Source organism: Paraburkholderia sp. (genome assembly GCF_026225065.1).
Taxonomy (GTDB): Bacteria; Pseudomonadota; Gammaproteobacteria; order Burkholderiales; family Burkholderiaceae; genus Paraburkholderia.
Genome location: NZ_JAMFSB010000103.1, coordinates 20,742 through 35,691, shown reverse-complemented (window position 1 = coordinate 35,691; position 14,950 = coordinate 20,742). Strand labels below are relative to the sequence as shown.

The window sequence follows — 14,950 nt, the reverse complement described above, 5'->3', positions numbered from 1 at the left end:
GTGAAGCGTCCTAGTGAGAGCGCGGGTGCGAGCTGTCGCATGACAGCGTAGTGACGCTGCCAGCTAACGAAGAATGCCTTGCGATGCCGCAAGGCGGTCTCGACATCGCGAAGATGGCGCACGCTCATGCCCTCGGGCTGATACGACAATGTCGTGAGGGCACATCGCGCGTCGTCCCCCGTCCACCGATGGAAGAAGTGCCGCGCGGCGTCGCCCGGCTCCAGGGTCGACGCGAGTTCGCCAAAGCAGACCGGGCACCTCACCGGCAGGTACGTCGCAGTAGCGGCTTCATCCGAGCGAGAAGCGCCATCGATGCCGCTTCTCGCCAGGTAAGCGTCCACATCAAGAGTCCGCTCCCCTGGCGGATACTGCTCGCTGTCCACACCATGCCTCGTCAATTGATTCGCGCCTCTGTTACCGTGCCGCACTCACTGGGCCGCGTCCACGGCCTTGCTCAGCGCCGCTTCATCGATTGTGGCTGCGCCCGGACCCGCCAGCTTGGCCATGTAGGCTTGAGCGTTTTGCTGCGCGCGCTGTTGCTTCAGTTCCGCGCGAATCTGTTCCTTCACGTCAGCCAGAGCGCGCACGCCCGCCGGATGCGTGTCTACGAGCTTGATTACGTGAAACCCGGCCGTTGTCTGGATTGGCCCCGCCACCTCCCCCGCTTTCATTCCGTCGACTGCCTTACGAATCTCCGGCACGAGGGCGGTGTCGGCCATGAATCCCATGTCGCCCCCGTTTGCCGCGCTGGGCTTGTCCTGTGAATTCGCTTTCGCTAGTGCAGCGAAATCTGCTCCCGATTCACGTGCCTGATGGGCCAGGTCGGCCGCCCGCTTGCGCGCCAGATCAAGTGTGGCTGCGTCTGCATTTGGCGCCGTTGCAATATAAATCTGCGCCAGACGCAACGTACGTGGCACCGTCAGGGCCGCCTTGTTCTGGTCATACGCCGCCTGAACTTCCGTATCAGAGGGGTAGTCCGGGGACGGCGTACTGATCGACGCCAGGTAGCTGCGCATCACCACGTCGCGACGCGCCTCCTCAATCATCGCTTGGACCTGCGGCTGTTTGTCCCAACCTTTTGCGCTGGCCTCGGCCAGCACTGCCGTGACGGCCAGGCGACTACGCACCAGCTGGTCCAGCTTCGCCGGATCGCCCGCCAGTCGCACCCGGACCTCGGGGCTTAGCGATTTCAGGATTGCAGTGACATCCGCCTGCGTTACCGACGCTTGGCCCGAATGGGTCACGACAGTGCTCTGAGCATAAGCGCTCATCGGCAAACCCAATACAAAACTACTCACCGCGATGACAAGCTTCTTCATCTTCCTGACTCCCACTGCATGATTGACCTTCAACAAATTCGACAAAACACGATTTCCGCACATGTCTTTTTATAGCTCCGCCCTCAATGCCAAACGCACGATCACGGGCTGCCTCATCCGACGTGGAGGCGCCCTGCCCACCGTCTGCGCCAACAGCAACGCCCGCAGGTCCGAACCCGCGCGATCGTCATCGACCGGGTCAAACTCGACGCGAGCCACGTGGCCGATACGATCCAGCCAGACCCTGACCCTCAGCGTCGGCGCATCGAACGCGTCGCCCTCTGGCGAGGGTAACGCGTCTGAGAGCGGGCCTGCACCAACGCTCGCGTCCAAGCCCGTATCTGCATCTGTCACGGCCCAGTGCCTAAAGAACTCAGCAAAGCGCTGCGCCGGTTCGCTGTCTCCCGCAAGCGCACCCTGCAAGCGCTGCGAAACGAGCTGTGCATAGTCAATCCACGCCTGCGGCGCCTGATCGGCCATGACGGGCTCGGCACGCGTGCCGCCGACCCAGAAACTCCCCGAGAGTGCAAGCAGCGCGGCTCCCCATGCGCGGAGCCTGAGTCCACGACTCATTGCATCGTCGCGCCAACGGGATCGGCGCCCGCGTCGCGATCGCTCTCTACATGAGCTTCCGGCACGATGGGTGCCAGCACGGCGGCCTGTTCCGCCGCCGCCATCGCCGGTCGGTTGCGCAAGTGCAGCAGGAACTCCTGAATTAACCGGTCCCACAATTCCGTCATCGAACGCAGATGCCGCTCGGCCACGCCGCCACCCACTATCACGTCCATTTCTAGCACCAGAAACTGCGCCTGCGCAGACAGACGCGCGAAACGCTTTGTGCGGTTCCAGCTCGGCACCAGATCGACGGGCAATTCGCCTTGAACTTGCACGGCGCAACTCAACGTGTAGTCGATATACGCGTCGGTACCGGGCACGGCATTGCCGAAGCGCACTGCAAAACCCACTCCCTGGCTTGCGCTCATCAACTGAGTGCGGCCATTCTGCTCAGCGGGCGTCACGCGATAACCCGACGCTTTCAGGATGTCGGCCAGTTGATCGACTTCCACGGTCTCAATGAGCGCGACTGCAGTATTCGTTTTCAGCGCATTCGTGTCTTTGTCTGACATGTTCGTGTTCCTCTGAATGGATTGGATTATTTCGATACGCCAGGCGCAGCGCCTGCCGTTCCAGATGCCGCGAACATCGGGGCCGCCGCGGGTGGCGTGGCGCGCGGATCGAATTTCCCGGCGTACAGCTTGTCACCATAGTCCTGCGCGATCAGGTCATATCTCACGCGTGTGTTTTGCGCGAAAGGCTCACGCGACTTCAGGAATGTTCCCACCCCGACGTGCTCGTACTCATCCAGGACGTCGTGCCCCACTTGATACAGTTCGGCGTTCTTCGCCTCGCACGTCTCTAGCTGGGTCTGCTGCGCTTTGAGCGAGGTCTGCAATTGCGTGTGCTCGGCATCCCGTGAACGCGACAGCGCGAGCAGATCCTCGTAAGCCGACTTGAATTTAGCCAACTGCTGATCATCCTGCGCACGGCCCGCCTTCTCCGCCGCCAACGAACGCTGGGCAGACACCTCGGTACTGGACTTACCCTTGGCCGCTTCCAGATCGGCCCGTGCCTGCTTCAGATCCGCCAGCGCTTTGTCACGCTGCTGCTCGGCTGCCGTTTTGTCCGACTGCAACTGCGCCTGTGTGTCTTGCACCTCGCGCAGTTGCTGCGTGGTCGTGCGCAGTTGCGTGCGCAACTTGTCCTCGATGCTTTGTGCGGACGCCGGAGTCGCGACGCCCACCGCCGCCACGAACCCCGCCGTCATCACGCCCGCCAGCACCGCTCGATGAATTCGTGTCTTTTTCATGAAAGGCCTCAGAAACGCGCATTGAGCTCAAGCTGCAGCACATCGATCGACAGGGGCGGCCCGTACACTTCCCGCGCGCTCAGATAGCGCGCCTGTAGCCACGCATTTTGTGCCACCGCATATTCCACACCTATGATGTAACCCTTCGCATTGGTGCCACCGAGATCGAAGTCCGGATCAGTGAACGCATCAAGCACGGCGTCCGGTTCCAGATACTTGTAGGTCAGCGAGACGTTCCAGTCACCCCGGTTGACCGTCTCCGGGTCACCGACTGTCGCCTTCAACATGTAGCCACTTCCACCGCTCTTGTAGTCCGCCTGGGTGACCGTGCTGGACGAACTCGCGTTGTTGAAGTTGTTCACTGGCGTGGAAGGCGTGCCAAACGCAGTGTTCGAGTTGAAGGCGAGGTTATCCACGTACTCGCCGTCAAGCCGCAGCTTGTAGCGATCCGCCACCTTCGTGTCCCACTCCAGCTTCGCGTCGAACAGGCGGAAGTTGTACGCGAGCCCAAAGAACTGCGGGTCCGGCGTATCGCCTGGCGCGAGATTCGGGTTCGGCAACACGTTGCGCAGCGCGATCAGCGTATTGCCCTTCTGCATGAAGGCCGGTGCGTCATTGTCGGTACTGCAGCTCGTAGCCCCCAGGTACAGCGCACATGGTGATGACAACTGGCCCTTCAGATTCATGAAGTCGTAGTACGCAATCGCGCCCCTGACCTTGTTGTCCTCGTTGATCTTCCATTCGGCCCCGAACTGAGCACCGGTCATCCATTTCGTCGCGCCATCCGCCTGGCCTTGGTTGTTGGCGAGGAACCCATCACTGCTGTATTGGATCGGGAAGGCACCCACCGTACCGAACAACGTCACGCCGTGACTACCCGGCAACTCGCGTCGGAAGTTCGCGGCAACTCCGTCAAACTCCAGGTCATTCGAGAACAGCAGGTCTGACGAGAAGAACGGATTGTCGAAACGGCCTGCGGTGATATTCGCCCACGGCACGGGTGAGTATTTGATATAAGCCTGGTTCAGCCAGATATCTTCTTTGGCGAAGCCCCCGCCGAGCAACCCCGTAGTCGACACTGGACCATTGTCGTTGCCGCTGGCCAGTTGCAAGCCAGCGGTGATCTGATCCGAGATCACCGCGCTCACCCCGAGACGGGCCCGAATGCTGAGCTCGTTCGCCCGATCCTGTGTCGTATTCAAGGTTGGCGGCGCGCTTGTACCGGTGTTCGGGTTGATATCGAACGGGCTACCTGAATTGATCGCGGCGAAGTTTGTCAGACCGGTGACGTTGCGCGGTGAAAAGAAGTTGAACTCGTCACGCACGCGCATATCGCCGGTTACCGTGATGCGTGATACCCAATCCGGGAAGGTGTTCGGTTGCGCCCAGTTCTCGGCCTTGGCCTGCGCCACGACCTCCTGCTTCACCTGATCGCGAATCTGGTCACGCACCACCTGCGGCACATACGGCACGGCGACGTCGCCCGGCTGAGTCTGACCGTTGACCACCATCGGCGCTGCAGGCCGCGCTGCCGCCGAAGCGGTCGCCCTCGCCTGCGCGGCCTCGGTCTGCGCTTCGTGAATCAGGTCGTTGGCATTGGCCTGTGTGAGCACGCCGCGCTTGACAAGGAGATTGATCAGGTTGATCACCGTGCTCTCGCTCGGCGCCGCCGCACTGGCGCCTGCAGCGGCTGTTCCTTGCGCCTGAGCCTGGGTGTCGAGCGACTGGGCCTGCGCACCCGCCGAACACGCGATGCCCATGATCAGTACCGCAAGACTCGTCCGCTTACCCCGGAAGTGGGCTCCCCCTTCGTAGCCACCACCCCGTATCTTCATCTTCTGGATCATTCGATTCTCCACTTAACCGCTGATTTTTGTTAACCGGCACTGCCGGGCTGGCGGACCTATTCGGTTCCTGCCTAACCCGGTTGGCGCCCCTGTAACTTGACAAGCTTCGGGAACACCGTTGCCGGCGGCGGAGGCTCATCCACCCGACCCAGCGTTTCGACAGCGCTCACTACGGCCTCATCGAGCTTTGCATCGCCTGTCGATTGCTGGATCGCCACTTTCGTTATGCGACCCGTAGGGTCCATCCAGAGATTCAAGCTGCCCGCGAAACGCATCCCGCCCGCATCCTGTACCCGCTTGTCCGCCTCGATCGCTCGCTGCAGCGTGTAGACCATGTATTGCGCGTAGCTCGCGTTGCCGAACTTGCCTCCCCCTCCACTTCCGGCCATGCCCGTGCCGTCTCCGGCGCCGATGTTGAAGCTGTCCGTGCCGGCCTGCGCCGGCGCGTTCATCGTCACCTGTTTCGGCTGGTTGTCCGACGGCTTCGGTGCCTCGGACGGCTTCGGAGCGACGGTGGGTTTCTCGACCGGCGTTTTCACGTCATCAAGGGTCTTTTCCGGAGGCGGCTTCTGCTTCGGCGGTGGGGGCGGCGGAGGCGGTGGCAACGGTATGACAGTCGTCACCTGCGGCGCCTCCACGCGCTTCACGCCCGCGGTGTCGCTCGCGAAATGCCAGAGAAGTGCGACCCCACCGAGCAACACCAGCCCCGCGATGGCTGGCCTCAGCCAGCGGAGCCAACTGCTGCCCTCGCCGTCCGGATCGTCCCCGCGACCGTTGTGATATGTCATCTGCATGGCTGTCCTCTAGCCGCCCTGAGGGGCCTTGCCCGTCACCAGACCTACCTGGGACAGCTCAAGGCGACGCAGCAGATCGAGCACGTCCATCACCTTCTGGTAGGCGACAGTGGAATCTCCTTTCAGCACGATAGGAAACTCCGGGTTCAGTGCCTTCGCCGTGCGCAGCCGGTCCTCGAGTTCGGTCATCGAGACTGGATACGCATCCAGAAAGATCTGGCCCGAATCGGACACAGTGATCGCCTTCGTCTGGGGTTTTGCCAGACTCGCCGAGGAGCTCGCCTTAGGTAAATCGACCTTGATGCCCTGCACCGAGGCGGTCGTCATGATGATGAAAATGATCAGCAGCACATACGCGAGATCGAGCATCGGTGTGATGTTGATGTCGTCGTAAGGCTTCTCTTCGTCCTGAACTCGCATGGCGCATTCCCCTTTATCTCAGTCCCTTCTGACTCAATTCCCGGCCAGCGCGTGGTCCGGGTTGCGATGGGCTTCGGCGAGGCGCGTGACGAATTCATCAACAAACACCTGCATGTTCGCTGTCACGTTTTTATTGCGGATCAGGAGGTAGTTGTAGCCAAAGAGCGCCGGGATCGCGACAAACAGACCCGTGACGGTAGCGAGCAGGGCGGCAGCGATACCCGGGGCGATCGCATTGACGTTCACGTCGCCAGCAGCGGCAATCGCGGCGAACGTGATCATCACCCCGACAACGGTCCCGAGCAGGCCGAGGAACGGGCCGCCCGAGATCGCGATGGTGAGCAGCACCATCGATTTCGATAAGCGTTGGTTTTCGCGCACCAGGGTTGCATCCATCGTCGCGCGGATGGCTTCGATCGATTCGGCGGTGATCACGGTGCGGCCGGCCTTATCGACACGACTATGGATTTCCGACACGCCCGCCTGGTAGAGCCGGTAGAGCGACGACTGGCGCAGGCGGCGGCCCTCATCGGAGCGCTCGTCGGTGTGAGCGAGCCCCACCAGGTGTTTGCCCGCTACTTCACGGAAGCGCCGCACAAAGAAGCCATTGGCCTTGTCAACCGCACCGACATAGACGGCCTTGTTCCACATCACGACCCAGGAGATGGCCGCCATGAAGAGCAGGATGCCAATGACCACCCATGCATCAATCGTCACCGACTTGACGATCACGCCAAAGTAGCCAAAGCCGAAACCGGACTGCTTTTCGTCAGCACCATAGGCAAGCAATTTCGACTCGGCGCCCTGGCTCATTGCGTCTAGCTCGATGAGCGCAGCAGAGCGCGCCACCTTCGACACACGCAGTTCATCCATCTCACCGGAGAAAGCGCCGAAGCTAATGGCAGCGGATGCGGCAGCGCTGCTAGCCGGTGCCGCCGTTGCGGCCCCAGCACCGGCGACGTCACCACCGATCGCGCTTGCCGTGTTCAATGCGGGCAGCGTCGCCGCTACCTGCGAGACCCGCTTACCACCCACATAGAGCGTGAGGTTCTTGCCGTCCGCAGTGACTGCGACATAGGTCCACTGATTGGCGGCAACCGGCGATGCGGCCGGTGTGCGCACCACAGAGGTGCCTGCGTCGGCTTCGGCAAACGGCGCGCCGTTGTCCAGCCCGATCAGCAGCGCATTGGCGCCATCACGACGGCTGTAGAGCAGCACTTTTGAGCCAGGCGCATCGGACTTGACCCAGGCGCTGAACGTGAAACTACCGCCAGCGCTAAGCGCGAGGGACGGGGTCGCCGGCAATATCAGCGGCGTGGCCCCGTTAAATGCCGCCGCGCGGCCGATGATGCCGTCTTCCGCAACCCGCGCAGGCGCACTCTGCGCGTGGTTGCCATAGGCGGTGACGTCCTTTGGTGGCGTGCCCACTGCGTCATTGAAGTGGTAGACCAGGGTGTAGTCCGGGTCAAACGTCTCCGCGGCCTTGCCACCATCCGGCGCCTTCTTGTTGCCGTAGTACATCCAGATGTTTTGCGCCGCACCCGCCGGGAACTGCGAGATATCGACCCATATCAGTGCCACGCCCAGCACCGGGTCATACTGCTCGATGTGGTAGTTGAGTGGCGTCTTGTCGTCCCCGGCGACGAACCGGATATCCGCTCCGTTGTCTTGCAGACCATCGAACTGGAAGTTGCCCGAATGCAGGCGGATGAGCAGCGGCACACGACCGACCGACTCGGCCACGTTGCCCCCCTTGGGCGTCGTGTCGATCGTGATCGCCTTACGATACGACCAGTCGTTCTGCCACCACGCATTCGCCACGCCCGGCAGCCACATACATGCTGCCGTCAGTAAAAGAAACAATGCTCGCTTCACAGTCCATTCCCCCCGATAAGCCGGCGGCACAGTTCACGTGCCGTGCCGGCGCATAGCATTTAAAAGTCGATCAGAAACTGGCTCTTACGTAGAAATCGAAACGCGGGTTGTATGCCCTCGTGAAGGTCGCTGCCTTCAGCGGAATTCCCATCTCAAGCGCCGCACTCGTGTATTTGAAAAGCTGGATGCGCGTGCCCAGCCCGGCGCTGAGCATGTTGAAGCTGGCGGTCTGCTCAGGCAGTGGGCTCAGCAGCCATAGGTGCGCCGCATCGAAAAACGCGTGAAAGCGCCACTCATTGACCACGCTGTCGACGTATTTCGCAATCGACGGACTGCTCAACTCCACGGTGCCGATCACGCCGCTGTCGGCCGTGTCTTCAGCTTCAAGATAGCCGCGCACCGTATTGATGCCGCCTGCTGCAAACTGCTCGCTCGACACGAGCGGTGAGTTCGCGAACTGCGCGGTGACGTGACCATTGAACTGAATGTCGTGGTCAAAGTCCTGGGTGTGATTGATGTCGAACTTGCCGTAGATAAAGTCCGATGTGGCATCAAAGCGTTTGTTGTCGAACGCGTCGGCGTTGCTGCCCGTGCCGCGCGTACCGGCCGTGACCGATGCGGAGAACGACGTCTGCGAGTCCTTTCGATTCAACTGGCCGTTGTAGGCAAGCGTCACCGGCACATAGGTCAGCGGCGCTTCGGTTGTCTGGCCCGCGACCGTGTCGTTCTCGTCGAAGTGCTTGCGGTCGATCTCGACACTCACTGTCTGGGAATACGTATCGGTCGACGGCAGCGCATAGATGGCCTGGAGGCCAAACGACGTCCCCTTACCCAACACGTTGGTACCGCCCAGCGATGCCACATTACTGTTCGAGTGGTACAGGGTACCAAGCAGGCTCCAGTTCGTGCCCTGGAGCGGCGCCAAGTATGAGAACGAATAGACCTCAGCATCCTGCGGGTGCTGCGGCGCGAGCAGGAAACTGCCCGAGATCACGTGCCCAAGCTGCCAGAGGTTCGAGTAGCTGAGTGACGCGACCGTGCGCAACACTGACGTGTCCGGGCTCTGGTCGTTGTTCACCTCGAGGCTGCCGTGTGCCGGGTTCTGGTCGTCCACTTTCAGGTCGACGTCAACCGTCTGCGGCAAGGTACCCGGTTTGAGTACGGGCACCACCTGCCGATCGGGCGATTTGTTCAGATCCGTCAGCTGCGCCTGCGCTGCTGTGAAATCAGGAACCGTGCCTTCAGCGAGGGCCGGCACGGCTTCGCGAATGAGCTCCGGCGAATTGTATTTCGCACCGTCCACGCGTAGCCGACCCACTTTGGCTTCAACCACCTGCAGATAGATGATGCCGTCCTTGACCTGCTGCTGCGGCAGCTCAACCACGACCGACTGGTAGCCTTTATCCTGGTAGACCTTCTGCAGCGCATCGCGCGCCGCGTTCACGTCGTCAAGCGAGCGACCTGGACCTTCAAACGGATAAACGGCCTTCTCGATATCAAGGCTCGGCAACGTGGTATTGCCTCGAACGATAAATTCGTTCACGTCAAAGCTAGACGGTTCGCTGTGTGTCGCTGTTGGCGCAGCACTCTGGGCACGTGCCCCGATCGCGAGCGTCATGCCACTGATCAGCAGCGCACTCGCCAGACATCGCCCGACCCGGCTTTCTGATTCCCCGATCATTCCTGGCGTCATGCGCCATTCCCCTTTATTGCCTGACATCGTCAGCGCTTCGTTGATTGATCACTGGGGCGCTCGCTATACACGCCATTAAAGTCATTCATGTGAATTCACTACGTATTCCTAATTACCTATTACGTATCCACGGCACGGAAATGCAACAGGCGGCGTTCTAGATCAGATCCGTGGTATGCACCCCACGCGAGGGAACGCGTCTTTCCCGGGTGTCCCAGCTCGCCACGAATTGACACTCCACATAATTCGCCAGTTGCGTGATGCACTGTCCGACCGTTTGGGTCTCCGTGTCGACAATCCAGTCTGCGTGCAGAGGCGGTTCATAGGGTGCCGATACACCGGTGAAATCAAGCAGTTCGCCGCGCCGCGCCTTGCCATACAGCCCTTTCGGATCCCGCGCTTCACACGTTTCGACACTCGCCTTCACGTATACCTCTCGGAAGCGATTACCCACTATCTCTCGAACCTGGGCGCGCAATGCAGCGAGCGGCGAAATCAGCGCGACGATCGCGATCAATCCCTCGTTCGCAAAAAGCGCCGCCACTTCCCCCGTTCGCCGCATGTTCTCTTCGCGATCCGGCGCGGAAAATCCGAGATCGCGGTTCAGCCCGCACCGCAGTACATCGCCATCGAGGACGGCAGAGCGCATGCCGTGCGAGGTCAGGATGCTGGCGACGGCGCCAGCCAATGTGGATTTACCGGCGCCAGAAAGGCCCGTGAGCCAGACGACACCACCCTCCTGTACGGGCCGCCTATAGCTCCGTGACGGGGCATATGGGGTATCGGCAGCGACTGGATGCTCTGACTTCCGTGTGGCAGGCTCAGTGACCTGCTTCATTAGCATTTGCATTGCTTTCATCCTCCTCAGTGGGCTTCGTCTGCCAGAAGCCACCTTTCATCGTGACGATGGACGGGGTTTCAGCCCATTGGCGCGGGTTGAGAATTTCCGCACGCAGGATGTCTGGCATCACCTGCACATCGAAAATCTCGTCGACACCGTTGTAGAACTCCAGAATGCCCAGAACGGTGCCGCTGCTCGCTTCAACGGCTGCGACACCGGCCACCAGCTTGTCGTGTTCCGCTTCGATTGGCAGTCCCTGCGGGCCACGCTTGTCACGCAGCTTCGACAGGCCAATGAACAGCACGCCACCGTATTCGACGAGGCCATGGGTAAAGCCTGGCAGCTTTGCCACGACCGTTTTGCTGCCCGTGAGCGGGTCGATTTTGAGCAACTGGCCACGGCCACCTTCGAGCACATATAGCTGACCACCGATCACACGCGGCGAGTGCGGCATGGACAGGCCAGAGGCGACCACACGTCCCGATGGCACTTCCATCACGATGCCGTCCTCGGCCATCCCTCCGCGCCACCCAAAGGGCGTATTCGTTTGCCCCAGTGCTGTCGCGTACTTCACTTTGCCGTCATGAAACGCCATGCCGTTCAGGTGACACCGGTCGTCCGGCCCAACCTCCGTCACGAACGGTGGCTGCCAAATCGGCGTGAAATTGAAATACCCATCGATGACACTGATGCAGGAATATCGCGTGTTCACTGCGAGCACAATCTGCTTATCGAACGCCATGTCGTGCAGATCGAGATCACCCGTGTAGTGCGAAATGCGCGGCACGAAGACCGCATCGTAGTAATTTGGCCGGGCCGGATACAGTGTGGCCAGCGACGGCACGTTTGCGAAAATCATGAGCTCGTGGATCGTCGCGATCGCAAGGCGATTGCCCGAGACTGCGAGCCCCATCGAGCGCGGCAACAAACACGCCGACAGCGTCGGGATACCGTTTTCTACACCCAGTAGCGCCACGCCCGATGGACGTCGACTGAGGGCCAGCGTGCATTTAAGCGCTTCCAGCACCGGCAGAAAGCGGCCCGTATCGCGCAGGTTGATAAGGGGCGACCACGCCTCGTCTGTGTTCGTGGACGGCACAACATCCTCGCCCTCCGATTGCAATGTGCTTACCGATCCGCTGGCCTGAACCTGCTCCACGTCCCTTGTCCTTCAAAATCCACCAGCTCCCATCTGCGGGAGACACGCGGCCATGCGATAAAAAGACTGTGCTGCGGACCGGGGGAACAACATCCGCGGGCACAGAAGGGCCAATCCCGCTCCATCTGGTCAGCCACCGTATCAACGGGCGGGTCACCTGACCTCTATTTCCGAGCAAATTCTGTCGCGAACTACGCTCCTGCAACACTGGGCAAAGAGTCCAAGCACTCGTGCGCTGTCGATTCGTGCCGCCCGGAACGGGTCACTTATCGCTCAGACGGGCGCCTGCGGTCATACTCCAGAAATGAGCCAGACTAGGAAACGGATACGATCGAGAACGAATCCAGCCTCCTACCTATACAGACGAAATGAATCACCAAATACCGCACACTTTCTCGCGCCACAGATGGCCCGAACAGGCGCACGTTCGTGAACAGCCTTCGAATATCGTGCCTGCGCCGAGGAATGAGCGCCCGCCGAAAGAAAAAATGGCGTGTCTATCCGAGTTTTTCGCTCGGCACACCGGACTCGATAAAGGGCCCGGGCGCGTCGAGACTCCCTCTCCATCGCGCTACACGGGCATGGGAAGCGATCCCTGAACATCACTCCACAGCATGTCAATTTCATGAACCGAGTTTCACCAATAATTCAGACTTGTGACCATGAGCCAACGCGCCCGACCGCCAATGCGACGCGGTGGGCCAACAGCATCGCTTCAGATGTTCCGCAACATTCTCTTTGGCGCTCGATTTCCTCAGTCTCACGAGACTCAAACTCGTTGCACTAAGGCATCGTGGACACAGTTGAGTCGTGGAAAGTCACTTCTGTGAGCGTAATGCGTGCGGCAATGCACATTGCTCACTACGCATCAATCACAGGCAAGGGACCTCAGAGAACAATTGTCGTCCCGTTGTGCGGTATGCGGCCTCTCGAAACGTCTTGACAGTAAGAGGCATGCAGATTGGCATGACACATTGATGATCCGGAACGCACCACTTTTGAGTCCGATCATATGAATGATGCGGGCGTGTTCCGGCCACCAACGAAAGAAGGGAGTTCCATGTCGATGACTACTACGACGTTCCGGCGGCTGGACGAGCGGGTAGCCGCCATGGCCGATCACCGGATGGAGGTAGTTCACATGGGCGGCGCACGGCGTCATGCCTTCGTGTCCGAGCCCCCTGCTATGGCACACACCCTGGCTGGCGTGGCAGGCCCTCTCCTGAGCTACGGTCACCCTGCTCGCCCCGACATTCTGGGCGACAGGTATTTTTCTGCTCATTAATTCGCACAGCGATCAGCCATTCTTCTGGCCGGCGATGATGGCCATCGTCGCCGTCACGAATGCCGTGGCGATCCTGCATACCAACCAGCGCCATCATCGCCGGCCTTTCACGGGATACAGGCGACTGGCGCTGCATTACTTCGGCGTATGTGTGTTTTCGGGTAGCGTGCTGTTCCTGCTACTGGCCTGGAGCACTGGCATCCTGCAAGATTTTGCAGCGCCGCTCGCCTCGGCCGTGGGTACGCCCAGCCCGCTCGTATGGACCGCGGCCTTAACTGCAGCTTTCGGCATCGTGTCCTTTGCGCATGCTAGCGTGCTGCATGCGTGGTCCGCCTTTGAGGCGTAGCGCGATCGATTCAAGCGCAAACGGTAACGCACGGGGCCAAGCCTAGCAAGGCCACAACGTTCAAGTTGCCAGACACGCGGATGCCCCTCGCACCTGCGTCGACGGTGCCGCGCGGCGCGATCAGGTTGGCGTCGCCGAGTGGCACGTCCGCAAGCGACTGCAGTGTCTCGATGCCTGCGCCCGACACCTCAATGACGATATGGCGCACGTTGCCTGGACAACGCCGCTGTTGAGCGTCCCAGCCTAAGCCCGTGCATTCGCCAGTCTCGCGCCGGTTGAAGGAAGATTTCGACGTCAATGCATTGGCTACGCTACGACACCAATATCTCTTTCACTGATCAAATAAATGGCTCGGCACTGCGACCCAGTGCCCCTGCTCGCTCTCGCAAGCTTTGCACCAAGGCGCCACCGATTCCAAAAACCAAGAGATGTGCCATTTTTTACCTACGATGCTCATTAAGCTTCATCGCAACGTACGGAAAATGCAAACGTTCATAGCGCTCGCCGGTTCCGAGCGGTACGCGACGAGCCCGCTTTAATGCTTGAATCCCAGCTCGCTGCGTTCCTCCTCGGTCAGGTAAGTACTCTGTGTGCGGCCAACGCCGCCGAACCCCAACACCGCCACCGGACTCAGGGGGCGGTAGGTGGCTGACACTTTTTTGCCCTTCTTGTTGTCGTCATCGCCGTCCCCCGAATCGCCAAAACACTCGACCTGCACCGTGATGATCCAATGACACTGCGGCACCCCTGAGGCATTGCTCTTGACGAGAGTCTGCGCCATCTGCGTCACCGCCGAGGCCGCGGCGCTGCCTGCCGTCAAGGCACCCGTGTCGACTGCCGCTGTCACCGGAATGCCGGTCGACTTGCCCTGCACTTGAATGTTGTCGACGTTCGCAACGTGCAGCGCCGCCACGTTCAGGTTGCCCGACACCCGAATGCCGGCCGCGCCCGCATCGACTGTGCCCCGTCATCGCCCGGCGGCGCGCCGGGTATGTTTGCAAAGTGGCAATGCCGGCCCCGGTGACTTCGCCCTTGGCATCCACCGTGCAGTAGTGGTTCGCGTCGCATACATACTCGGGCGCCGGCACATCCGCCGACGATGTCGAGCCCTTGCCGGCATTGATGTCGCCGTTCGAACTCCAGATCGTCATGCCGCCGCCCTGCTCGGTGAAGACGCGGCTTTGTGCCAGCAGCAGGCTCTGGTCGATAAAGATATCGACGTTGCCTTGTTCGAGCGTCAAAATGCCTTGCGTCCCCGGACCGGCGATCACCTGGACGTTCGAGCTCCCACGCATCTGTGCGCTGACGACGGTCCAGACGATCGACTTCTGCCCGAACACGCTCCGTGATGGCCGCGATATCGAACGCGGGATAACGGGCACCCACTGCGAGTTGCTACGGCACGGTTCCCTGATTGACTCATTTTTGCCTTGATCTATTAGGGGCCTCAGCCCCGATCGACATTCCAGATAATAAAAAAGGCGCGCAAAGTCTTTCGGCTTAT

At 60.6% G+C, this 14,950-nt stretch carries 14 protein-coding genes and 3 pseudogenes; 2 read left to right on the top strand and 15 right to left on the bottom strand.

Going from position 1 to position 14,950, the window contains the following annotated elements:
- The 12 genes and pseudogenes from M0954_RS08040 to M0954_RS07985 form a co-directional block, all read right to left on the bottom strand.
- Positions 1–383 (bottom strand): annotated as a pseudogene (locus M0954_RS08040) (hypothetical protein); the annotation flags it as partial.
- Positions 384–428: 45 nt separating this feature from the next.
- Positions 429–1,319 (bottom strand): peptidylprolyl isomerase, encoded by an 891-nt coding sequence (locus M0954_RS08035; RefSeq protein ID WP_297352546.1) that lies wholly within the window; start codon positions 1,317–1,319, stop codon positions 429–431.
- 69 nt (positions 1,320–1,388) lie between these two features.
- Positions 1,389–1,892: a hypothetical protein gene (locus M0954_RS08030; protein WP_297352544.1), complete on the bottom strand. Its 504-nt coding sequence runs from the start codon at positions 1,890–1,892 to the stop codon at positions 1,389–1,391.
- On the bottom strand, positions 1,889–2,446 hold the full coding sequence (locus tag M0954_RS08025; protein ID WP_297352542.1) for a YbjN domain-containing protein: 558 nt from the start codon (positions 2,444–2,446) through the stop codon (positions 1,889–1,891). Before M0954_RS08025 ends, M0954_RS08030 begins: the two co-directional genes overlap by 4 nt.
- 26 nt (positions 2,447–2,472) lie before the next feature.
- Complete coding sequence (locus M0954_RS08020; protein WP_297352540.1) at positions 2,473–3,186, bottom strand: hypothetical protein; 714 nt, start codon at positions 3,184–3,186, stop codon at positions 2,473–2,475.
- A gap of 8 nt (positions 3,187–3,194) precedes the next feature.
- A complete protein-coding gene (locus M0954_RS08015; RefSeq protein ID WP_297352538.1) occupies positions 3,195–5,033 on the bottom strand; it encodes a putative porin in 1,839 nt (612 codons plus the stop codon).
- Between the two features lie 71 nt (positions 5,034–5,104).
- Positions 5,105–5,827, bottom strand: coding sequence for an energy transducer TonB (locus M0954_RS08010; protein ID WP_297352536.1), 723 nt, complete (start codon positions 5,825–5,827; stop codon positions 5,105–5,107).
- A 9-nt stretch (positions 5,828–5,836) separates the two neighbouring features.
- Positions 5,837–6,247 carry a biopolymer transporter ExbD gene (locus M0954_RS08005; protein WP_297352534.1) on the bottom strand — a complete coding sequence of 137 codons (411 nt, stop codon included), beginning with the start codon at positions 6,245–6,247 and terminating at the stop codon, positions 5,837–5,839.
- A gap of 33 nt (positions 6,248–6,280) precedes the next feature.
- A complete protein-coding gene (locus M0954_RS08000; protein WP_297352532.1) occupies positions 6,281–8,083 on the bottom strand; it encodes a DUF2341 domain-containing protein in 1,803 nt (600 codons plus the stop codon).
- A gap of 109 nt (positions 8,084–8,192) precedes the next feature.
- Positions 8,193–9,803 carry a ShlB/FhaC/HecB family hemolysin secretion/activation protein gene (locus M0954_RS07995; protein WP_297352530.1) on the bottom strand — a complete coding sequence of 537 codons (1,611 nt, stop codon included), beginning with the start codon at positions 9,801–9,803 and terminating at the stop codon, positions 8,193–8,195.
- Positions 9,804–9,972: 169 nt separating this feature from the next.
- Positions 9,973–10,653 (bottom strand): adenylyl-sulfate kinase, encoded by a 681-nt coding sequence (cysC, locus tag M0954_RS07990; protein ID WP_297352528.1) that lies wholly within the window; start codon positions 10,651–10,653, stop codon positions 9,973–9,975.
- Complete coding sequence (locus tag M0954_RS07985; RefSeq protein WP_297352526.1) at positions 10,637–11,815, bottom strand: TIGR03032 family protein; 1,179 nt, start codon at positions 11,813–11,815, stop codon at positions 10,637–10,639. The genes cysC and M0954_RS07985 overlap by 17 nt, the downstream gene beginning before the upstream one ends.
- Positions 11,816–12,875: 1,060 nt before the next feature.
- Between M0954_RS07985 and M0954_RS07980 the strand changes: the two genes are divergently transcribed.
- Complete coding sequence (locus M0954_RS07980; RefSeq protein ID WP_297352524.1) at positions 12,876–13,100, top strand: hypothetical protein; 225 nt, start codon at positions 12,876–12,878, stop codon at positions 13,098–13,100.
- Between the two features lie 34 nt (positions 13,101–13,134).
- Positions 13,135–13,446 carry a hypothetical protein gene (locus M0954_RS07975; protein WP_297352523.1) on the top strand — a complete coding sequence of 104 codons (312 nt, stop codon included), beginning with the start codon at positions 13,135–13,137 and terminating at the stop codon, positions 13,444–13,446.
- A 10-nt stretch (positions 13,447–13,456) separates the two neighbouring features.
- On the opposite strand, the gene M0954_RS07970 is transcribed toward M0954_RS07975, so the two are convergent.
- The 3 genes and pseudogenes from M0954_RS07970 to M0954_RS30330 form a co-directional block, all read right to left on the bottom strand.
- Entirely contained in the window at positions 13,457–13,633 is a 177-nt protein-coding gene (locus M0954_RS07970; RefSeq protein WP_297352548.1) for a filamentous haemagglutinin family protein, read from the bottom strand.
- A 348-nt stretch (positions 13,634–13,981) separates the two neighbouring features.
- Positions 13,982–14,401, bottom strand: a pseudogene (locus M0954_RS07965) (filamentous haemagglutinin family protein); the annotation flags it as partial.
- Between the two features lie 40 nt (positions 14,402–14,441).
- Positions 14,442–14,597, bottom strand: a pseudogene (locus M0954_RS30330) (filamentous haemagglutinin family protein); the annotation flags it as partial.
- Positions 14,598–14,950 lie beyond the last annotated feature (353 nt).